Source organism: Brevibacterium sp. CFH 10365, from assembly GCF_009299785.1.
Classification (GTDB): Bacteria; Actinomycetota; Actinomycetes; order Actinomycetales; family Brevibacteriaceae; genus Brevibacterium; species Brevibacterium limosum.
The window spans coordinates 265,672-286,666 of the sequence record NZ_VIGO01000004.1 but is presented as its reverse complement, the minus strand read 5'-3'; the positions used below and the strand labels follow the sequence as shown (position 1 = coordinate 286,666).

Here is a 20,995-nt window from a genome sequence, read left to right as displayed (position 1 = left end):
ACGACCCCGCCTCCCTCACTCCATCGTGGACCTCTTGAGAGCACTTGGGAAATGAGCGGGAGCATCAGCGGGAAGTCTGCTTGTTCTCGGTGTCGTCGGTGCCGTTGTCGTTGAAGCCGATGAGGTCATAGCCCATCTCGGCGAGCTCTTCGTCCTCGGAACCGGGTGGAGTCGTGCCGTCGATGGGCCGGCCGGCTGTCTCATTGAAGAAGTGGATGCCGATGAGTCCGATGACTCCGGCGGCGACGAGGTAGACGGCGGGGAAGAGCTCGAAGCCGGTCTTCTGGATGACGAAGGTGTTGACCGCCGCGGTCGTGCCGCCGAAGATCGCCGTGGAGATGTTGTAGCCGATGGCGAACCCGGAGAAGCGCACCTGCGTGGGGAAGATCGCTGGCAGTGTCGCCGAGACGCAGGACTGGAGCATGACCTGGAGCAGGGCGATGATGCCCAATCCCAGGATCTGCAGGCCGGTCCCCTCGGCCTGTATGAGCAGGAACGCGGGCACGGAGAGGATGATGAACCCGATCGCCGAGGTGTAGAGGACCGGTTTGCGCCCGATGGTGTCGGTCAGCCGGCCCAGGGGAGTGATGACGACCATCATCGCCGCGAGCACGATGACGAGCGTGAAGTTGCTCTCGACCTCCGAATGGCCCAGTGTGCTGCTGAGGTAGGTGGGCATGTACGTGAGCACCATGTACTGGCCGATGTTGAGCAGGACCACGAAGGCCATGAGCATGGTGATCTGCTTCGAGTAACCGCGGAAGAGTTCGCGGAAGGGCTTCTTCGTCGTCTGCTGCCGGCTCGTCGCCGCGGAGAAGGCTTCGGGCTCATCGAGCTTCATCCGCAGCCACAGTGCGATCCCGCCGAGCGGGAGTGTGAGCAGGAACGGCAGCCGCCACCAGCCGGCGTCCATGCCGTCGCTGCCGACGAAGACGAGCAGAACGGTGCAGACCAGGGCCGCCGAGGCGGTTCCGGCCAAGGTGCCGAGCTCGAGGAACGAACCGCAGAAGCCTCGGCGCTTGTCCGGTGCCGACTCTGCCATGTAGACGGCCGCACCACCGTACTCTCCCCCCGTGGAGAAGCCCTGGACCATCCGGCACAGCAGCAGGAGAACGGGAGCGAACGCACCCAGGGTGGCATAAGTCGGCAGGATGCCGATCAGCGTCGTCGGGATGGTCATCATGATGATGGTCAGCACCATGATGTGCTGTCGCCCCACCTTGTCGCCGAGGGGACCGAGGACGAACCCGCCCAAGGGCCGGAAGACGAACGAGAGGGCGAGGAAGGCGAAGGTCAGCGCCACACCCCATTCGCCGGGGAAGAACGCATTGGCGATGTAGACGGAGACGTAGGAGTAGACACCGTAGTCGAACCATTCGACGGCATTGCCGAGGGCGGACCCGCTGATGGCTCGTCTGAGTGTGCGTCTGTCTCCGGCCGGCATCGTCTTGATGTCGATGCCGTCGGGAGTGGGGATCTTCTCATCGGATTCGCTCACGGCGTCTGTCCTCCCGTCTGCGGTTGTTTCAGTTCCGTGGTCTCTCAACGGATTCTGACCGGCAGGTTAGCACTGCGACCAGGGCGTCTGCGCCCCCTTACGGGAACGCGGCAACTGCGTTAGTCTCGGGAGACCTGTGACATCAGCAATAGTGAGGAGCAGACAATGAATACACCCGAGAGCATCGCCTACACCGCTCGCGCGGAGATCACCGGCGGTCGGGACGGGCACGGCGCCACCGACGACAAGATGGTCGACGTCGACCTGCGCACACCGAAGGAACAGGGTGGACCGGGCGGCGGCACCAACCCCGAGCAGCTCTTCGCCGTCGGCTACGGGGCCTGTTTCCAGGGCGCGCTCGGGCTGGCGGGCAAGGAACAGGGCGTTGACACCTCGAAGTCGGTCGTCAACTCCCAAGTCGGGATCGGCGAGGAGGGTGAGAGCTTCGGCCTGTCGGTGAGACTCGAGGTCAGCATCCCCGATGTGGACCTTGAGACCGCGCAGAAGCTCGTCGACCGCACCCACGAACTCTGCCCGTATTCGAAGGCCACCCGTGGCAACATCCCCGTCGAGGTCGTCGCGGTCTGAGACCGGTTGAGGACTTCAGTCCTCCTCCTCGTCGTCCTCTTCGTCGAGGGTGCTGAAGTCCTCCACCTCGCGGGGAGATCCCGCGACGAGAATCTCATCGTTGGCGTAGAGAGTGACATCCTGATCAGCGATGTTCCAGGTGTCCTCACCGTCGCGTCTGAACGCGACGACGCTGATCCCGTACTCGCGTCTGATGTCGAACGAGGCCAGCGGCGAATCCGAGATGCGCACCGGTGGGGCCGTGCGGGCCAGCACGAAGTCTTCGCTGACGGGCATGAAGTCGGACATGTGTCCGCGGATGAGATGCGCTGTCCGGCGCCCCATGTCGTTCTCCGGACGGATCACATTGTCGATCCCCAACTGTCCGAGGATGTCCGCATGCGTCTGGCTGACGGCCTTGGCCCAAATATGCTGATTCCCGATTTTGAGGACCTTCGAAGCGACGAGGATGCCGGCTTCGAGGTCGTTGCCGATGGCGATCACCACTCGGCTGACCTCCTCGATGCCGAGCTGGCGCAGCACGGTCTCATCCGTCGCATCCGTCCGGGAGACGAAGGCCAGTTTGTCGGAGTACTGGGCCACGACCGCCTCGTCGATGTCGATGCCGATGACGTCGACGCCGTAGGCGGCCAGCTCCGTGGCCAGTGATCCGCCGAAGCGACCCAGCCCGATGACGGCCACCGCCCCGTCCCTGGCCAGTGGGTGGGGGTTGCCCAAGAAGAACGCCGCAGGTCGCGTGCGCCACTTTCTGCTCTTCATCTCCGGTCTCCTTTCCTTAAGTGCGTGGGTTCTGACTGCAGCGATGCCGGTCGGGCGGCTCAGCCGATGAGCGGCCGTTCGACCGGAAGCTCGTAGCGGATGGCGCGTGCCCGCAGCGCCAGTCCGGAAGCGACGGTCACCGGGCCCAGTCGCCCCAGGATCATCACTGCGATGAGGACGGCCTGACTCGTTCCGGGCAGTCCGGCGGTGATGCCGGTCGACAGGCCGACGTTGCCGAAGCCGGAGATGACCTCGAAGAGGAGCCGGCCGAGTCCGGGCCCCGGGTCGTCGAGCATGAGGACGATGGTGGCTGTGGCGATGAGCGCGAGAGCCAGAACGATCACCGTCGTTGCCTGTCGGTACGCTGATCGTGCCACACGGGATCCGAAGAGGTTCGTCGCCGAACCTCCGGAGATCTCGGCCCAGGTCAGCGCCAGCAGCACGAGAACAGTGGTGATCTTCACTCCGCCCGCGGTTCCCGCCGGGCCGCCGCCGACGAACATGAGGAGGTCCATCACGAACCAGGTGGCGGGGTGCAGCTGCGAGATGTCGACGGTGCTGAAGCCTGCCGTGCGTGTGGTCGTCGATTGGAATGCGGCCACCTGCAGCTTGTCCCACCAGTCGAATCGTCCCAGCGTGCCGGGATTGTTCCATTCGACTGCGGCGATGAACACCGTGCCGGCAAGGAGCAGAACCGGAGTGGCGACGACCATCGCACGCGTCGTCATGCTCCACGCCAGCGGAGTCCGGTAGCGGCGGACGAGCTCGATGAGCACCGGATAGCCGAGGCCGCCGAGGATGATCGCCGCTGCCACAGGTGCGCAGACGAAGGGATCGGTGGCGTAGCCGGCGAGACTGTCGGATCTGAGACCGAAGCCGGCGTTGTTGAAAGCCGAGACTGCGTGGAAGACCGCGTCCCACGCCGCGTCTCCGGCTTCTTCGCCGTAGTGGACGGCGAAGCGAAGGAACAGCATCGTCGCAACGACCGCCTCGGTGGCGATGGTGAGACCGATGATCCTCAGCACCATGGGTCGGACGCCTCCGATATCGGAGCTCTTGGCCTCGGCGGCGGCCGACTCCCGGAGCCTGAGCCCGACCTTTCCCGCGACGAGCATGGCCAGAAGAGTCGTGAGCAGCAGGACGCCGAGGCCGCCGATCTGGATGAGACCGAGGATCACGGCCTGGCCGAAGAACGTGTAGTCGCTTCCGGTCGAGAGCACCTCCAGGCCCGTGACGCTGATCGCGGAGGTGGCGGTGAAGAGCGCGGACAGGACCGAGATGCCGCCAGGCGTGGACGTCGCGTTGGGCAGCATAAGCAGACCTGTGCCGAGGAGCAGAGCCGCAAGGTAGGTCACGACCACGCGGTCGATGGCATTGCGATGAGGATGATGCACGGTCGGCATGCTACCGACCCCGAATCAGCTCTGCCGGAGACGTCATAGGCTCAACAGTACCGATGTTCCCCCAGGCCACAAGGGGGCTGCCCGGCACTGCGCACGTCGTGCCACGTCGGGACTACAGGCGCAGACTACTCCCGTGCACGATATCGTGCTACCCCTTGTAGCTCTGATTGCGCCGTGCCTAGACTCCCTGTAAAGAAGCATTGATTCGGCGCGGAACCGATGCATCGAGTCGATCCAGTGACTGATGAGCGGCAGCGTCGGACTCGGCAGCTTCTGCGAAGGAGGTCCACAGTGTCTGAGAAGACTCGAAGCGGGAAGTCGACGAAGGGGAAGTCGACCAGAACACGGTCGACCGCCTCGGCGGAGGACAAACGCCGGTACTACGAGCGGATGGTCCTCATCCGCGCCTTTGAGATGCGGGCCCAGGAGATGTACACCCGAGCGAAGATCGGCGGGTACTGTCACCTCAACCTCGGCGAGGAGGCCGTCGTCGTCGGTCTCATGGCTGCCCTGGAGGACCGGGACTATCTGTTCGCCAACTACCGCGTCCACGGGTATGCGCTGATGCGAGGACTGGACCCGGGGGCGGTCATGGCGGAGCTGTTCGGCCGCAAGGACGGCGTCTCCGGCGGCTGGGGCGGCTCGATGCATCTGTTCGACTCCGAAGCCCGGCTGATGGGCGGCTACGGCATCGTCGGCGGCCAGATGCCGCCGGCCACCGGCGCTGCCTTGGCTCTGAGCTCCAGGCAGAAGCCGGGTAAGGATGCCGAGGCCGTGATGTGTCTGCTCGGCGACGGGACGGCCGCGATCGGCTCGTTCCACGAGTCGCTGAACATCGCCGGCCTGTGGGACCTGCCCATCGTCTACGTGATCATCAACAACCGGATCGGCATGGGCACCGACGTCGAGCACTCCTCGGCCGAGCCCGAGCTGTACAGGAGAGCCGAAGCCTACCGTCTGCCCAGCAGACGGGTGGACGGCAGCGATCCGGTCGTCGTCCGCGATGCGGCCTTGGAAGCGCTGCGTTCGGCTCGGGAGGAGAGCAGACCGTATGTGCTGGAGACGATGACCTACCGGCTGAAGGGTCACTCCGTCGTCGACCCCGCGCAGTACCGAACGGATGAGGACAAGGAAGAGGTCAGGGCCAATGACCCGGTTCCGGCCTATCGGGACAAACTGGTCAAAGGCAGAGTGCTGACGAAGAAGCGCGCTCAGGAGATCGACGACGAGGCGGAGAAGCGCATTGACGAAGCGGTCGAATTCGCCGACGACAGCGAATCGCCGGAACCCGAACGGCTTTTCGACAACGCCTATTCGACCGAGGTGAACAACGCCCCAGCGGGATTCCCCGGCGATTCCGTCGTATCCATCTGAGACCGAAAGAGAAGCAGGAGGCGCCCATGGCCGAGATGACTTTCCGGCAAGCTCTCAAAGACTGTCTGAGAGCGGAGATGACGCGGGATGAGAGGGTGTTGCTGCTGGGGGAGGAGATCGGCAGATTCGGTGGGTCCTACAAGATCACCGAAGGGCTGCTCGACGAATTCGGCCCGGAACGAGTGCGGGACACGCCGATCGCCGAGAACGGCTTCGCCGGCGTCGGGGTCGGTGCGGCGATGCTGGGGCTGCGGCCGGTCGTCGAGTTCATGACCCTGAACTTCAGCGTCTTGGCCTTCGACCAGATCGTCAATCACGCGACGAAGATCTACACGATGTTCGGCGGTCAGACTTCGATACCGATCGTCTATCGCACTCCCGGTGGCGGCGGCCAGCAGCTCGGCGCGACCCACTCGCAGAACATCGAGGTGTGGTATGCGCATATGCCGGGGCTGAAAGTGGTCGCACCGTCGAACCCGGCCGACGCGAAAGCGCTTCTGACGGCTTCGATCCGCGATGAGGATCCGGTCCTGTTCCTCGAGAACCTCAACCTGTACAACACCAAGGGAGAAGTCCCGGACGAGGAGCAGACGCTGGAGCTCGGCACTGCCTCTGTCGCTCGTGAGGGCAGCGATCTGACCGTCATCGCGTATTCGCGTGGAGTCGGCGTCGCTCTCAAGGTGGCGGAGGAGCTGGCCAAGGACGGTGTGTCGATCGAGGTCGTCGATCTGCGGAGTCTGCGGCCCCTGGACCGGCCGACGTTCTGTCGGTCTGTGGCGCGGACCAGCAGAGCCGTGGTCTTCGAGGATGATTGGCTCAGCTATGGCGTCGGCGCCGAGGTCGCAGCGTCGGTGCAGGAGGGTGCCTTCGACTTCCTCGACGCTCCCGTTCGCCGTGTGGCGGCCGCCGAGATCCCGCTGCCCTATGCCAAGCCTCTTGAGAAGGCGGCGCTGCCCGATGCCGAGGATCTCACTCGGGTCATCCGCGAGACTCTCGATGCAACCGGTTTCTCTGCTTAGGAGCTCACCATGACCGATATTCTCATGCCTCGCCTGTCCGACACGATGGAAGAGGGCGTCATCTCCCGGTGGAACGTGGAGGTCGGCGACGAAGTCACGAAGGGCGACATCCTCGGGGAGATCGAGACCGACAAAGCGACCATGGACTTCGAGGCCTATGACTCCGGCGTCGTCAGCAGCCTGCTGGTGGAGGAGGGGTCGACGGTCGCCATCGGCGAACGTGTCGCAGTCCTCGGCGATGACTCGACCGACAGCGGTGACGCCGAAGACAGCGGTGAGTCGGACCAGAGCGAGAAGTCCGAAGACGGCGCAGAGCCGGACGAGAGCGAGAAGTCCGAAGACAGCGGAGAGCCGGCTGCCGGTGATGATTCCGGCGGTGAGGAATCCGAAGCCGGCGACGACGAAGACCGCGATGAGTCAGCGGACTCGACCGGTGCGTCCGAAGCATCCGGTGAGGAGGAATCCTCAGAGGCGGAGGCACCGTCACCGGAGAGCGACGAGTCCGACGAAGACGGCAGCGGAGCCCGGATCTCCCCGTTGGCACGGAAGATGGCCGACAAGCACGATATCGACACAGCCGAGGTCGAAGGAACGGGGCCGCGTGGCAGGATCATCCGCGTCGACGTTGAGAAGGCGATCTTCGAACGCGACGAGTCCGGAGACGACGATCAGGCTGACCGGCCGGCATCGGATCAGGAGTCGTCTGAAGACGCGACCGTGTCCCTCAATGCCAATCAGCGCGTCACCGCTAAACGTCTGTCCGACAACGTCGGTGTGCCGACGTTCCGGCTCACTTCGAAGGTCGACGCCGATGCGCTGATGGCTTTCCGGTCCGAGATCAACGAGCGCTTGGCGACGACCGGCGACAAGGTCAGTCTCACCGATCTGCTGACTCGGGCCTGTGCTGTGATGCTCAGAGAGCATCCCGAGGTCAATTCCTCGTGGAATGAGGATTCGATCATCCGCCGAGGTGGCGTCAACGTCGGGATAGCGGTCGCCTTGGACAGCGGCCTTATCGTGCCGGTGATCAGGGATGCCGACCGGAAGAGTGTGAGCCAGATCGGTCGTGAGTCACGGGACCTGGCCGAGCGAGCGAAATCCGGCAAGCTGCATCCAGACGAGTTCTCGGGCGGTTCGTTCTCGATCAGCAATCTGGGAATGTACGGCATCGATGACTTCACTGCCATCATCAACCCGCCGGAGGCGGCGATCCTCGCAGTCGGCGCCGCGGTCGACGAACCCGTGGTGCGTGACGGCGAACTCACCACGCGCACCGTGATCACGATGACGATGACCGTCGACCACCGTGTGCTCAACGGAGCAGAGGCGGCCGTGTTCCTGGGCGATCTCAAGTCGCTGCTGGAAGAGCCGCTGCGGATCGTCGTCTGACAGCTGCCGGCCGGTGCCGACGGTATGCAGGCAGGCCGGCTGCACTCGATCAGGAGAGCCTCAACCCTCCGTGCGGCCGTATCGCTTCCGAAGTGCTTCCAGCAGCATGGCCAGCGCCTGCTCCTGGGTCTGGGACAGGATGTCGAGCGGTTCGCCCGAAAAGCTGTGGACTGCGCTGTCGACCTGGTCGTCGACGACGACTGCCAGACACGTCGTCCCCGGCTCCTGCCCGTCCTGTCCTGCCGGGCCTCCGGCCCCGGAGGCGGCGACAGCTGCGTCGACACCCATCATCTCGCGCACGGATCGTGCCATCGCCTCCACCGCCTGACAGGAGATGACCGAGCCGGGCGGCACGTTGAGAAGGCGATGCTTGACATCACTGGCGTACGCGACGACTCCGCCCGCGAACCATTCTCCGGACCCCGAGGCCGCGGCGAGGTGGCTGCAGATCCTGCCGCCGGTGAGCGACTCTGCGGCGGCGACACGGATGCCGTGGTCGGTGCAGAATTCGGAGAGGAGCTCGGCGATCCTCGTGGCGTTGTTCTCGTGCTCTTCAAAGCTGGACACGTGGGTACTCTACTCCGGGTCGGTCGGGCCCGGTCATAGGATCGGGTGCCGTGGATTCGCCTGTCTGTTGAGGGCAAGAAGTGAGCCCCGGCGAACCGGGGCTCAGACTTCGACCGTCGAGCCGTCATTGGAGACGCTGGAGGAGCATCTCCTTGCCTTGCTGGCCGGCCGTGCGGTTGTTCTCCTGGATCTTGCTGAACCAGTCGGCGAGTTCCTCATCGCCCTGTTCTCGAGCATCCTTGATGTAGGTCTCAAGCGTCCACACGTTGCTCAATGAGGCTTCGATGGCCCAGATGAGGTTGTAGTTCTTGTCCTTGACCGGGCTGCTGATGTCAGTGGCCATTGTGCTCATCTCCTCGGGGTTCCGCGGGAGCTTCTGCCTCCGCTGGGACCACTTACGTTACTGGCGCCCCTCCGACGACGACAGGGGTTACCGGCTGGGCGGACGCGTGTTAACGTACGGCCGAAGTGTGCCTGACCGTCGTGGCCCTCATCGCCGACAGCGGTGGATCCGTCCGCGACGGGGTCGCGGGTCACCCTACGGCCGGACGGCGCGTTCGTCGCTTGCGTGGCCGGGAGGCAGGTCGCCCAGCTGAGAGGTGCGCAGGGGTGTGAAGTCACCCGCGGATTCGGCGGACAGCACGCGTGCTGTGGTGCACACGTGGTCGCCGCCGTCGTCGAGCATCGCGATGCGCTCGACGAGGAGGCGGTTCGGCAGCTCTGCGATCAGCGGCACACCCTCCTCGGTGACGGTGATGTCGAGGCCTGTGAACTTGTCGGCCTCGGAACCGGAGCGGGAGCCGAAGTGCCGGGCCAGATCACGATCGGCGGTGGTGAGGAAATGCACGGCGAAGCAGTCGGAGCGCAGGCCGACGCGGTAGGTGTGATTGGCCTTCGACAGCCAGAAGCAGTACCGCTGCGGGCTGATGCTCGCCTGCGAGTGGAATCCGATCAGGCAGCCGGCCCGTTCGCCCTCCGCCGAGGCGGTGACGACGATGAGCGGGGAATCGACCGAGCCCATGAGATCGTCGATGCCGGTGCTCATGAGACTCTCCCGTCCGGTGGTTTCGCTTCGTAGCGGAGGAAGAGGGTGTCGTCGGCGACCATCGTCGACTTCAGCGAGAACTGCGCGATGCCGGCCCCGGGCGGAGCGATGCTCACCGGCAGCGGATCGCCGCCCATCATCGGTGAGATCGACAGGCACAGTTCGTCGAGGCGGTCAGCGGCGACGAGCTCTCCGAGCCACCGTGGCCCGCCTTCGCAGAGCACGACCTGGTAGCCGAGACCGGCCAGGGCCTGCAGGGCCTTCGCCGGTTCGACCCGGTCCTCACCGGCGATGATGATCGTGGCCGCCTGTTCCGCGGCGGCCAGCTGCTCGGGATCGGCCTTCGCACACGTGATGACGATGGTGCGTGCGTGCTCCGGGGCTCCGGCGAAGACCTGTGAGGACCAATCGAGGTCGAGGCTGCGACTGACCACCGCCACCGGAGGCATCTCGGACTGGCCCCGCGCCCGACGCTGTGCTTGGGCGTCCTCGTCCAGCCGCATCGGTGCGTAGCCTTCGCTGCGCACCGTCTGGGCACCGACCATGACGACATCGGCGATCTGCCGCATCCGACGGAACAGTGCCTGATCGGGTGCGGTCGACAGCGCGCCGACGCGCCCATGGATGGCCGCCGTTCCATCGAGACCGGCCACCATGTGTCCGGTCACCCAGCACTCATGCCGCGGCTGAGAGCGGTCGACCTCGAGATAGGGCGTCAGCGGGTCCGGGATCGGTGCACTGCGTTCGAGAGGCTCCATCTGTGCAAGTCTACTGAACGTGGCAGGCACTCGCGGCGACGATTTTCCGACCAGCACCCGGGCCCCGCTGACTGCTCCTCGGTACGAGGGGACTCAGTTCGTCCAGGCGTCGTCGGTGAAGTAGCCGTCGATCCAGCCGGGCAGACGGTGCCCGTCCTTCGCGGTCTCCAGTGTGTAGGGGGCGACGTGGAAGCCGGCCTTGTCGAGGGTGCGCATGGTGTTCGTCGGCATGTTCTTGCTCGGCCCCACCCATGCGATGCCGGCGTCCTTGATCTCGGCCGGCGATTCCTTCGGCATGGTGGAGCCCATGAGGTAGAGCGAGGTGTAACCGCGCTCGGCGATCGTCTTCGCCGCTTCGAAGTCGAAGGACTGGACGACGAGGGAGTCCTTCAGCCCGCGCTCGTCGAATTCGTCGAGGACCCGATCGACCTCCTCGGTGGTGGCCCCGGGCTTGATCTCGGGCACCATGACGACTTCGCCGCCCATGTCGTCGAGGAGTTCGTCGAGGGTGACGGTGGCGGCTTCCTCTCCGCCGGTCGGGTGCTTGATCGTGGCGGCGTCCCATTCCTCACGGCTGAGGTCCCGGATGGGTCCGGTTGCGCCGGTGAGGGTGCGGTCGGCGGTGTCGTCGTGGATGAGGACGGGGGTGCCGTCTTCGAGGAACTGGATGTCCATCTCGGGCAGGAACCCGTCCTTCGCCGAGGCGGTGAATCCTTCCATGGATTCTTCCGGATAGACGTCGGCGCCGCCTCGGTGGGAGATCGTGGTGGGGAATTCGATGTCGGCGACCTTGTCCGGGGCGGTGTGATCGCTGGGGGAGCCGAGTCCCGGTGCCTCACCGGCGGAGCCGAGACCTGCCGCGGCAGCGGGAGCGAGGCCGGCACCGAAGGTGGTCGATGCCGTGAGAACTCCAGCGACGAGAAACGTGAACGGACGGGTGCGTGCGGATTTCTCTCTCTGTGTATTCACGTCGGTGACGCTACGGACGGCAGGTGATCGTGCGGCGAAGCCGCCGTGAACGTCGTCGGCCGAGTGGGCGAACGGGTGGGAAATGAATGACCCGGCGAACGACCGCACGCTGCTCGACGTCTACGACCGCGCCCGCTCCGACGAGCTGGCCGGCCAGCCTCGGGACGTCTGAGTACGGCTCGTCTGGGACGAGGCCGACTAGGAGTACTACAAGCACTGGCAGACGGCCGACCGAAGGATCTTCAAGCTGATCAACCTGCTTATCGACGCCTGCCTGCGCGAGCCGTTCGACGGGATCGGAGGGTCCGAACAACTGAACTACGGGGCGCAGGGGTGGTCGCGGCGGATCGTGAGGAGCACCGGCTAGTTTACCTCGTGGACGGCGAGGATCTTGTGACCCTTCAGGCCCACTAATGCTTGCCCTAGGTGTGGGCACGTGGTCGATCCCTGGTACAACGACTGACTTCAATTTGAGAGCGCCCGGGCGCTGATGCAACGCCCGGGCACGGTTATCCGCGGTCCTACTGTCGGCCGATGAAGGTAGAGGGTGTAGCGCTTAATACCCCGTCCGCGAACCGGCTTGGGCGGAACGCTTTGAGTAACGGCGAGCTGTCTCCTCGAACCTCATCGGCGACGAGCCTGCCGAGCAAGGGAGCCATGGTCATTCCGCTGTGGGTGACGAGCGAGTAAGCGCGGTGGTGTTCGTCGAGGTATCCGACGATGCTCAGCCCATCTTCGGGAAAGCTTCTTCCGCTGAAAATGACGCGTTCCAGCGGAACGCGTTCTCCGAACAGTGATTCGAGTTCGGCCTCCATGGCTGCCTGGACTTCGTCGAGCAGCTGTGGGCTCTCTCCTTCTTCGGTACGAGATTCCACTGAAGGGATCTGGACGAACATGCTGCCGTCGCGGCGCGGTCTCACGTTGATCTTGTCGGAAATGATGATCCGGTTGAGGTTCACGTCAGTGGGAGCAGTGACGCCCAGCAGACTGTGTGTCCGTGGTCCGGGCTGAGACAGATCTGCCACTGGAAGCAGGAGACCCGATCGATCTGCGATTGCTCCGGAGTCTGCGCCTGCGGCGATGATCACTTGGTCGAAGTTCCGAGTGTCTCCGTCGGCGAATTCCACGGTCGCCCCGTCTGCGTTGGTTTCCACGCGGACAGCTTCTGCAACTTCTGGTGCGACGCTGGCCTCTTCGAGGAAGCCCGTGACGAGGCTGCCAAAAGCTTCGTTGTCCAGGTGGGCTTCGAGGGGGAAGAACAATCCTGAGTCCGTTGGCCAGCTGACAGTTGGTTCAAGCTCGCGTAGGTGGTCGGAGTCGATTCGCTCGACCGGGTAGTCAAGCTCAGCCGATTCGGTGAATCGCTCGTCATATCCGGTTGCTTTGTCGGGTGAGCTGTCGAACATGATGCACCCGTGCTGGTGGAACCAGGTTCCATGATTGGCGAATCGTTTTTGGAACTCCTCGTGGGCGGTGATTCCGGCGCGGTTGAGCCAGTGGTACTCGGCGGGGAGTTTGTGGTTGGCGTTGATCCAGGCGAATGAGCGACTGCTCGCTTGTGCATACGGTCCGGCTTTGTCGACGATCGTGACGTCGTGTCCGTCTTCGACGAGGTTGAATGCGGTGGTGAGTCCAAGGACTCCTGCACCGATGACGAGTATTTTCATGAAAGGGCTCCTTCTTCTTCAGAGAGCGTGCGGGCTTGCGGTTTCTTTACGGCAAGCATGATCAAGTAGGCGACGAGGCTCGCGATGATGCCGAAGACTGCGTAGGGAATGGTGGTTCCTGCGATGTGGGCGATTGCGCAGACGACGAGGCCAGTAGCCATTGAGACATACCCGACTGAAACGTCGAGGATCCATTTGTTGGTCAGGATCATGCCGAGGAGGAACGGAACGGCCAGCATAGAGGCAGAGTAGGCGTAAGTTGCCACGAGCCAATTGAGGGCAGTGGGGAAGACGATGGCAAGGACTGCAGCGATCGCAGAGACTGCGACGGTGCACCACCGAGACATAGCAACGAGGTCGGAAGATGTGTCCTTGTTCTTGACGAACGCTGGCCTGAGATCATTGACCAAGTTGACTACGACCGAGTGGAGTGCCGACCCGGTGGTCGAGACGATCGTGGCCATGAGGAAGGCACCGTAGACCGCGATGAGCCAAACGGGTAGCTGGGCGAGGAACCACCCTGCCGCCTGTTCGCGGCCGTCGATGCCGAATTGGTCGGTCATGCTGCGAACTGACGCCCCGATGATGAGTGCATAGACACCGGAGATTCCGATCAGGATGCTGCTGAGGTAGATGCCCTGTCGGGCCTGTTTGACGTTGCTGGCAGCGAAGATGCGCTGGTAGTAGAGCTGGTTGGTCAACGTTCCTGGGAGGATTGAGAACAGCCACAGTAGGATCGTCAATCCGCCCGCTGCCGTGAGGCCAGTCGGCATGCTGGTTAGTTCGTCCGGGAGGTTCTTGACGATGGTTGACGGTCCGCCGGCGTTGATGATCGCGTATGCGCCGACGACGATGGATGCGATGACCATGAATACGCCGAAGAAGAAGTCCGACCATGCTACTGACGTCAGCCCACCCGGTAGGACGAAGGCAATGGAGACAACAGCCATGATGACGATCAGCGGTGTGATCCCAACTCCGGTGACTGCGTTGAAGAGGTTGGCGAAGGCGATGAACTGGGTTGCCAACCATCCGAACGGGACGACGATGACGGCCAGCGCGACCATGGAGAGCATGAGTCGGTGCTCGCCGTAGAGTTTCGTGAAGACTTCGGGAATGGTCGAGAACGTTCTGCGGCGCAGCCATCCTGCGAAGATCGCAATGACGAGGAGGCCGACGATGACGAAGAGTTCGTACCAGAACACCGATAGGCCCCATGCGTAGGCGATGCCGACGTGGGCGACGAGTACGCCGCCGCCGACTGCGGTGGCGTATTGGGTGAAGGCGATGACGTAGAGCGGGAGGTTACGGCCGCCAACAACCCAGGAGTCATTGGATTTGGCTCGTTTTCCGACATAGAACGAGATGAGGGCTCCGATGCCGATGACGATGGCGGCGGTGACTGAGATGAGGATCGTGGTGCCGATGTTCATGACGGGCTCCGATCGAAACGCTGAGAGTTCATGATTGCGATCGCATCTGATGAGGTGCCCGTTTCGACGAAGTCGCTGACGATGGAGCCCATCATCGGTGAGAATTTGAATCCTTGACCGGACATGCCCACGGCTAACACGATGCGTGAGTCGGCGTTTGAGGGGCCGACGATCGGGGCACCGTCGACGGTGAATCCTTCTGTCCACGTGGACACGCGGTAAGGAATGGGGTCAACTCCTGGCATGAGGCGGCCAACGGCGTGTTCGGTTGATTGGACGACTTCGTTCTCGATGAAGCGGGGGAGGTCATCGACCGAGTCCAGTGTTTTCCAGGCGAGGTGGTGGGGGAGGATCTTGATTCCGAGTCCGTCGAGGGCAGGGAAGCAGGAGAATCCGCCTTCTGGATGTCGACGGATGGAGATCGGCATGTGTTCTGGCGTGTGCGACGGGACGTCTCTGGCTGGGAACCACATGGCGACTAAGCGCAATGCCTCGACGGTGCTGGAGTCGAACTCGGTCAGTTCATTTACCCAAGGGCCGGTGGAGACGACGATCTTGTCGAACGCGTGAGCGCCCTCAGCTGTGTCGACCATGACCGAGTGACTCAGGGGACGGATGTTGAGCACTCGAGAATAGGTCTTGAAGCAAGCCCCGAGCCGCTCAGCTTCTTTGCGAGCGGCAAGAACAGCTGCTTCTGGTCGAAACACTCCGGCGACCGGGTCGAAGACGCCGACTTCGTCGCTGTCGAGCCCGAACTGTGGGTATCTTTTCGCCATCTCCGTTTGCGAGAGCACTTCATGGTCGAGGTCCGCGGCCCTTGCGCAGTCGATGACGGCCGCGACGTCTTCAACGTCGGGACGGCCGATCATGAGTCCTCCGCACATGGTGAGCACGGAGGTGTTCTGATTCGTCTGCAGCTCTTGCCACTTGTCGAAGGACTTCCTCAGGATGGGTACATATTCCGGGCCCTCTTTATAGATGGTCCGAAAGATTCGGGATTCGCCAGCCGATGCGCCTCGGTCGTTGGGGGAGTTCCACTGGTCGAATACGGTGACGTCGTATCCGCGTGTGGCGAGTTGCCATGCGGTCATTGTTCCGATGATGCCGGCTCCGATGACGGCGATCTTCTCGGGGTTAGCTGTTATCAATTTGACTGACCTCCAGAGTCATATTGCGGGGGTGGATGTAGAACTCGGCGACCTCGATGATGGAGTCATCGACCAGATGGGTGGTGCGCTGTTGGCAGACGACTGGTTCCGATGGAGAAATTTCGAGGTGGCTGGCGTCGAACGTTTCCAGGACAGCTGCCCTGAGGACGGTGTTTGCCCGTCTGATCCCGAGGCCGAGAGAGTTGTAGTACGCGATTGTCGTCAGCTGTTCCAGGTTCTGCGAGAGGACTTCTGGCGCACGGCTGAGATTGATGCAGCACCGTTCGAGAGCCAGTGGTTTACCATCGGCGCTGTACTTCATCCTCGTCAGCGCAGCAGTTGGTTGCCCTTTTGGGAACACGTTTCGACTGAGCGGAAATGATTCGGCTGAGGAGACTTCGACGCTGACTACTTTGTGGTCGCCGTCGACCTCGGGGCTGGTCAGTGAAGGGTCCATCATCCGGAGCAGATTGGTTCGTAGTCCTGTGGAGGCGACTACAGTCCCGGATCCGCGTTTGCGAGAGATGAGGCCTGCTTCAACCAGGGCGTTCATGGCCTTCTGCACAGGGTTGCGACTCACGCCGAAGCGCTCCATGAGTTCTTTCTCTGTGGGAAGTTTCTGCCCCACGTCGAAGAGCCCTCTGTGGATGTCTGCTTCGATGCTCTCGCGGATCTCTAGGTGCTTCGCTGTCGCCATATTGTGATGCTAGACACACAGATAAGAGATTTCAATAGCTCAAAGGTAATTACTTTTAAGAGTAGCTAAAGTAAGGAGCCTGGCTGGTGCTGGAGGAAGACTGAGAGTGAAGGCTGAGGATGCCTGCGCTACTGCAAATGACAAGGGAGTGAAGTTGCCAAAGCCAACGGCTGAGACCCCTCCTATGCCTAGGGCGTGTCTCTTAAATGGTTCTGAGCGTCAAGATCGTTGCTGCCAGCTGAACGCCACCCGCGAATGATCGGGCATGCTTGTCGAAGCGTGTGGCAATGCCGCGCCACTGCTTCAATCGGGAAAAGCCACGCTCGACGACATTGCGATCTCTGTACTTCTGAGCATCGCAGTTCGGTGGTCGGCCACCAGAAGATCCTTTCGCCTTTCTCCGCGCAATCTGATCGTCGCGTTCGGGAATCGTATGGCGTATCCGTCTGGCGCGCAGTCGGCTGCGGGTCGATGGATGCGAGTACGCCTTGTCGGCTGCGGCATGGATCCTCATCCCGGGGTGATCGGCACGATACTGATCCAGAAGCGGGATGAAGACCGGATTATCACCGGCCTGTCCTGGGGTGAGGACGAGATCGACGATGTTCATCCGCACGTTTGTCAGAGCATGGATCTTCGTCGAGATTCCTCCCCGGGACCGCCCCAGGGCGTGATCAACAGGCTCGATCGGCGGATCCTTGTAGTTCAAACCTGCCCCCTGTGTGGCCTGTGGCTTGGGCACCAGCTGAGTCCGTGCGGGCACCGGCAGCATGTTGGTGGGCACGCACGATCGTGGAGTCGGCGGCGAGGAACTCCTCGATCGATTCCTCAGTGCCTTCAGGGATGAGCCCGGCCTGGGCGACAGCTCGCAGGATCGCGTCGTAGGTGCCGTCGGTGGCGTAGCGGAAGTGTCGTTTCCACACGGTCTGCCAGGGTCCGAACTCTTCAGGCAGATCCCGCCAGGGGCTGCCAGTGCGGTAGCGCCAGCAGATGCCTTCGAGTATGAGTCTGTGGTCGGCCCAAGGGCGGCCGCGGCGTCCGGCTCGTTGCGGGAAGAGATGGGCGATCGCGTCCCACAAGTCGTCCGTGATCATTTTGCGAGTCGACATGCGGCCAGTGTTTCAACGATCGCTACCTACATTAAGGAGACACGTCCTAGGCCGGAGCATGACTTCAGGCATCAATCAAGTAGCCGTTCAACGTCCTCCATTATTGAATAGATCTTGTGGCGTTGCGGAAGAAGGTCCAGCAGCGAAAGGGATTCATGATCGATTAGGGCCATTTCAAGCTGACCGAATTGAAGCTTTTCGAACCGTGGATTGGGGGACGTGATTATCTCTCGTAGGCGCTGAACGTTCGTGAACCTCGGCGGTGTGGACCACACTGATCGACAGGATGCGAGGCTTGAACAATGAGTAGAAAGGAAGCCTAACTTATGTTCGCTAGGCAGACCTCCCTGAGTTACGGACACGTTTTAGTGCTTTACTGATCAGGGTCGTCGTAAAGCCAGCTCTGAGCGCGCTCCTGGTTCGCCAGACGCTCTCGCTCAGCCTTCTCCGCTGCGCGCATTCTCTCGTCGAGATCCCGAGCGCTTGTCTGCTCGGCCTCGGATATCGCTGCCCGCCGCCGTTCGTGCAACTCCTTGCGCTTCTTCCTTTCGGTATGTTCTCGAGCGTACTGGTCAATCCGAATGGCCTCAGTCTTGATCACGTGCCGCATTTCTTCACTCCGAGCAATAAGCGTGTCTATTTCTACCTCTAGTGACGAGCGGAGCGAGTCGTCGGCCATCAGATTATTTCGCGCCCGCACTCCCTCGTGAATACGTTGCATGAGATGGTCTAGGTCAAGCAAAGACAGTAACCATTGGTTAACCATCCAGGCAACAGTCTCGTCATCCGTGAGGATCGTATGCCAGGACTTTTGGACGGGGTGAGTGAACACCCACTCACCGAATTTTGCCCGGAGGCTGCGAATGCTATTGGCCCTTTTTCGGATCTTGCGCCTGAATAGGTACAGGCCGATGGTACCCACCACGAGCCCCAGTGCAATTAGCCATATGGCCACCGAAGCGGTTACTGACGCGGCTATCAGCGTCACGGCAGCTATGAAACCTGCGAGCCCCTGTAGTGACGCTAACCCTGTGGCCTCGCTCTCAAGCGTTTCTGGGTTGTCTCGCTTGTCGTCCCCGGCTTCCAGGCGCAATGCGGCAAGATAGTCAGAGCCTTCGCGACTATACGTTGAGTGCAACGTGAGCTCCGGGTGTTCGGCGAGAAGCTTCTCGATCTGGTTGCGGCTGAAATTCTTGCCTACCATCCCTGTCCTACCTCCCCGTGGCGCGTTAGTATCGTCGCTCTGCAGTATCCGCGAACCTGCGCGCGAGTGTAGATAAAGGATATAGCAGGAAAGCGGACAGTCAGGACGGTCACTGAATGAATCCTGATAGTTAGATATGTGCCTTTTGGGGCTGATGCAAGGAGAGGTGACATTGATCAAACGGAGCGGTGAGGCTTGATCTCGCGTCTATAGTTGAGCGCGAGTAGGCAGTTCTCTGCCGCCCATGGAGGAGATGGCCCGTCAATCCAAAGTCGATGATCGCGGCCATGAAGCTCGGCTTCGTGTATTCGAAAGCAGACTTTCTTTTTGCACATCCCCAAACGATTGTTCGCCCCCGCCGAGGAGGCCGCCCGCTTCCGTACGACTGGCTTGGCGGGCATCGGGGTGAGGGACGTTCACCCCTGGCTGTGGACCCGACCGGCCGCCTCGGCTGGCCGGTTAGTCAGTTTCCGACGGCCTTCTTCGTCTGCGAGCGGCCGACGAATGCCATGATGACGAGGAAGATGCCGAAGATGATCGTGTAGATCGCGATGATCCAGACCAGTGCGAGCAGTGCAGCTCCGGGGTTGGAGAGGACGACGATGAACATGATGACGGCGAAGATGATGTCGAGAACGCCGAGGGCCTTCGACCACCCCTTGAACGACTTCGATGCCACGCTGAGGATGCCGCGGATGAGCATTCCGGACGCCATCATCAGCAGGATGACAGTGCCGCCCACGACAGCGAACCACAGCGGCACGATCATGATCACGATGCCGCCGATGATGTAGGCGATGCCGGCGGCCAGTTCCCATCCCCACGACAGGTTCTGTCTGCGCGCATGCAGGGCGTGGGTGATCTCGAGGAATCCGTCGACGACGAGCCAGGCGCCTACCCAGATTCCCAGGGCCACTGCCATTGCGGCAGGTGCGCTGAAGAGAAGGATGCCGAAGAGGACTGCCAAGATGCCGCGGATCAGCACCGCCCAGAAGGCACCCTTGCCGAGCTCTGTCATCAGCGAACGGACCACATCTGAAGGGTGAGTGGGGTTTTGGGGTGTGGCCATGATTCCTCCTGCTGACAAGTCCTCTGGGTACCACCAGTCTAGGCCTGCGCTGTGAAGCGGGAAGGAGGGGCCGCTACGCCGTCTACATCCACTTCTTGACGCGGAAGACGACGTAGAGGACAACGCCCAGACCGAGCATGAGTCCCAGCGCCATCGGATAGCCGGAGGCCCAGTGGAGTTCGGGCATATCGTCGAAGTTCATGCCGTAGATCGCGCCGACGAGGGTGGGCGCGAAGAGGATCGCCGCCCAGCCGGAGATCTTCTTCATATCCTCGTTCTGACGCTGCGCGACGAGTGTGGAATTGACGTTGAGGATCTGCGACAGGGCTTCTCTCAGCTCACCCGCCTCGGCGAGGACCCGCGTGAGGTGGTCGGTGACGTCATCGAGGTAGGCGCGAAGGTCGTCGGGAATCGCGTATTTGGCCGCCCCGTTCCCCAGCGCTTGCGTCAGCCGATTGAGGTGGGTGGAGTTGTGAAGGACATCGATGACCTCCTGGCTGAGGAGATAGATGCGCTCGGCGGCGGCAGTGTCCCCACTGAAGACCTGCCTCTCGATCCCGTCCTTGTCGACCTGGAGACCGTCGAGGACGGGGAAGTACGTATCGACCGCGGTATCGAGCAGGCGGTAGATGAGTGCTTCCGGACCGAGCGCGAGAAGTTCGCGATCTTTCGTCCAGCTGCGCTTCTCATTCGTGAAGTACTCCCGGACCCCGCTGGTGTCCGCTGGGATCGGCGTACCGTCGATGAAGCGGTCGCCTTGGCAGATGATGACGAGCGCGTCGTCCTTCATAAGAAGGTGGAATTCGTTGAACTCGACTTCTTCTTTCGCGTCGATGTAGACCGCTGATTTGAGGACGACGAAGAGCACATCGTCGTAGCGTTCGACCTTTGCTCGCTGGTTGGCGTGGAAGAGGTCATCGACGAGGACCGGGTGCAGCCGCCACGCTGAGGCGATCTCCTCGAGCAGCCCGGGAGCGGACCTGGGGATGACGACCTGCGTGATCGAACCGGGGGCGGACGCGCCGGAGCCGTCCAGGTCATGTGCGGACAGCGCCTCGGCGAAGGACCGGACGACGTTCATCTCCTGCGGTTCGCTGTCGATGATGCGGCGGCTGAACAGCGTCGGCGCCTCGGGGGACTTCGCTTCTGACCCCACCGCCGATCGTTTGCGCAGCGACGGTCGTTCGGACTTGTGCCTGCGGACTCTTGCCATGGTGCTCCCTTTCCTCTGACAGCCCCTCAACGGTACTGCACTCCTATGTCGGCTTCGGGACGCAGCATGTGGAAGGCGGAAATCCT

At 62.4% G+C, this 20,995-nt stretch carries 20 protein-coding genes and 1 pseudogene; 5 read left to right on the top strand and 16 right to left on the bottom strand.

Going from position 1 to position 20,995, the window contains the following annotated elements:
• Positions 1 to 64 precede the first annotated feature (64 nt).
• The gene (locus FHG09_RS09895; RefSeq protein WP_227492682.1) at positions 65 to 1,498 is read right to left on the bottom strand and encodes an MFS transporter; all 1,434 of its coding nucleotides are present in this window, start codon (positions 1,496 to 1,498) and stop codon (positions 65 to 67) included.
• Positions 1,499 to 1,663: 165 nt separating this feature from the next.
• Here FHG09_RS09895 and FHG09_RS09890 point away from each other — a divergent pair, with 165 nt between their 5' ends.
• Positions 1,664 to 2,086, top strand: a complete 423-nt coding sequence (locus FHG09_RS09890) for an organic hydroperoxide resistance protein (RefSeq protein WP_152347476.1) — start codon at positions 1,664 to 1,666, stop codon at positions 2,084 to 2,086.
• Positions 2,087 to 2,101: 15 nt separating this feature from the next.
• Here FHG09_RS09890 and FHG09_RS09885 read toward each other — a convergent pair whose 3' ends face one another.
• Positions 2,102 to 2,845: a potassium channel family protein gene (locus FHG09_RS09885; RefSeq protein ID WP_152347475.1), complete on the bottom strand. Its 744-nt coding sequence runs from the start codon at positions 2,843 to 2,845 to the stop codon at positions 2,102 to 2,104.
• A gap of 59 nt (positions 2,846 to 2,904) precedes the next feature.
• Positions 2,905 to 4,248 carry a TrkH family potassium uptake protein gene (locus FHG09_RS09880; protein ID WP_193627346.1) on the bottom strand — a complete coding sequence of 448 codons (1,344 nt, stop codon included), beginning with the start codon at positions 4,246 to 4,248 and terminating at the stop codon, positions 2,905 to 2,907.
• 291 nt (positions 4,249 to 4,539) lie between these two features.
• Between FHG09_RS09880 and FHG09_RS09875 the strand changes: the two genes are divergently transcribed.
• The 3 genes from FHG09_RS09875 to FHG09_RS09865 are packed head-to-tail and all read left to right on the top strand — an operon-like array spanning position 4,540 to position 8,030.
• Positions 4,540 to 5,622: a thiamine pyrophosphate-dependent enzyme gene (locus FHG09_RS09875; protein WP_227492681.1), complete on the top strand. Its 1,083-nt coding sequence runs from the start codon at positions 4,540 to 4,542 to the stop codon at positions 5,620 to 5,622.
• Positions 5,623 to 5,648: 26 nt separating this feature from the next.
• Positions 5,649 to 6,641 carry an alpha-ketoacid dehydrogenase subunit beta gene (locus FHG09_RS09870; RefSeq protein ID WP_152347473.1) on the top strand — a complete coding sequence of 331 codons (993 nt, stop codon included), beginning with the start codon at positions 5,649 to 5,651 and terminating at the stop codon, positions 6,639 to 6,641.
• Between the two features lie 9 nt (positions 6,642 to 6,650).
• Positions 6,651 to 8,030 (top strand): dihydrolipoamide acetyltransferase family protein, encoded by a 1,380-nt coding sequence (locus FHG09_RS09865; RefSeq protein ID WP_152347472.1) that lies wholly within the window; start codon positions 6,651 to 6,653, stop codon positions 8,028 to 8,030.
• A gap of 60 nt (positions 8,031 to 8,090) precedes the next feature.
• On the opposite strand, the gene FHG09_RS09860 is transcribed toward FHG09_RS09865, so the two are convergent.
• The 5 genes from FHG09_RS09860 to FHG09_RS09840 form a co-directional block, all read right to left on the bottom strand.
• Entirely contained in the window at positions 8,091 to 8,597 is a 507-nt protein-coding gene (locus tag FHG09_RS09860) for a CinA family protein (protein ID WP_227492680.1), read from the bottom strand.
• 124 nt (positions 8,598 to 8,721) lie between these two features.
• Positions 8,722 to 8,940, bottom strand: a complete 219-nt coding sequence (locus FHG09_RS09855; RefSeq protein WP_152347471.1) for a hypothetical protein — start codon at positions 8,938 to 8,940, stop codon at positions 8,722 to 8,724.
• A gap of 195 nt (positions 8,941 to 9,135) precedes the next feature.
• Positions 9,136 to 9,642: a flavin reductase family protein gene (locus tag FHG09_RS09850; protein WP_152347470.1), complete on the bottom strand. Its 507-nt coding sequence runs from the start codon at positions 9,640 to 9,642 to the stop codon at positions 9,136 to 9,138.
• On the bottom strand, positions 9,639 to 10,400 hold the full coding sequence (locus FHG09_RS09845; RefSeq protein ID WP_152347469.1) for a pyrimidine reductase family protein: 762 nt from the start codon (positions 10,398 to 10,400) through the stop codon (positions 9,639 to 9,641). The genes FHG09_RS09850 and FHG09_RS09845 overlap by 4 nt, the downstream gene beginning before the upstream one ends.
• Before the next feature lie 93 nt (positions 10,401 to 10,493).
• Entirely contained in the window at positions 10,494 to 11,369 is an 876-nt protein-coding gene (locus FHG09_RS09840) for a glycerophosphodiester phosphodiesterase (protein ID WP_152347468.1), read from the bottom strand.
• A gap of 238 nt (positions 11,370 to 11,607) precedes the next feature.
• On the opposite strand from FHG09_RS09840, the gene FHG09_RS20375 reads away from it, so the two are divergent.
• Positions 11,608 to 11,736 (top strand): type II toxin-antitoxin system YoeB family toxin, encoded by a 129-nt coding sequence (locus tag FHG09_RS20375; protein WP_413773149.1) that lies wholly within the window; start codon positions 11,608 to 11,610, stop codon positions 11,734 to 11,736.
• Positions 11,737 to 11,890: 154 nt separating this feature from the next.
• On the opposite strand, the gene FHG09_RS09830 is transcribed toward FHG09_RS20375, so the two are convergent.
• The 8 genes and pseudogenes from FHG09_RS09830 to FHG09_RS09795 all read right to left on the bottom strand — a co-directional run bounded on the left by FHG09_RS09830 (position 11,891) and on the right by FHG09_RS09795 (position 20,909).
• The gene (locus FHG09_RS09830; protein WP_152347467.1) at positions 11,891 to 13,036 is read right to left on the bottom strand and encodes an NAD(P)/FAD-dependent oxidoreductase; all 1,146 of its coding nucleotides are present in this window, start codon (positions 13,034 to 13,036) and stop codon (positions 11,891 to 11,893) included.
• Positions 13,033 to 14,469 carry a sodium:solute symporter family protein gene (locus tag FHG09_RS09825; RefSeq protein ID WP_152347466.1) on the bottom strand — a complete coding sequence of 479 codons (1,437 nt, stop codon included), beginning with the start codon at positions 14,467 to 14,469 and terminating at the stop codon, positions 13,033 to 13,035. The genes FHG09_RS09830 and FHG09_RS09825 overlap by 4 nt, the downstream gene beginning before the upstream one ends.
• Positions 14,466 to 15,617, bottom strand: coding sequence for an N-methyl-L-tryptophan oxidase (gene solA / locus FHG09_RS09820; protein WP_227492679.1), 1,152 nt, complete (start codon positions 15,615 to 15,617; stop codon positions 14,466 to 14,468). Before solA ends, FHG09_RS09825 begins: the two co-directional genes overlap by 4 nt.
• Entirely contained in the window at positions 15,604 to 16,314 is a 711-nt protein-coding gene (locus tag FHG09_RS09815; RefSeq protein WP_152347465.1) for a GntR family transcriptional regulator, read from the bottom strand. Before FHG09_RS09815 ends, solA begins: the two co-directional genes overlap by 14 nt.
• Positions 16,315 to 16,516: 202 nt before the next feature.
• Positions 16,517 to 17,423, bottom strand: a pseudogene (locus tag FHG09_RS09810) (IS5 family transposase).
• Positions 17,424 to 17,796: 373 nt separating this feature from the next.
• A complete protein-coding gene (locus tag FHG09_RS09805) occupies positions 17,797 to 18,627 on the bottom strand; it encodes a hypothetical protein (protein WP_152347464.1) in 831 nt (276 codons plus the stop codon).
• A 463-nt stretch (positions 18,628 to 19,090) separates the two neighbouring features.
• Positions 19,091 to 19,696 carry an HdeD family acid-resistance protein gene (locus FHG09_RS09800; protein WP_152347463.1) on the bottom strand — a complete coding sequence of 202 codons (606 nt, stop codon included), beginning with the start codon at positions 19,694 to 19,696 and terminating at the stop codon, positions 19,091 to 19,093.
• A gap of 82 nt (positions 19,697 to 19,778) precedes the next feature.
• Entirely contained in the window at positions 19,779 to 20,909 is a 1,131-nt protein-coding gene (locus FHG09_RS09795; protein ID WP_152347462.1) for a magnesium and cobalt transport protein CorA, read from the bottom strand.
• Positions 20,910 to 20,995: the final 86 nt, after the last annotated feature.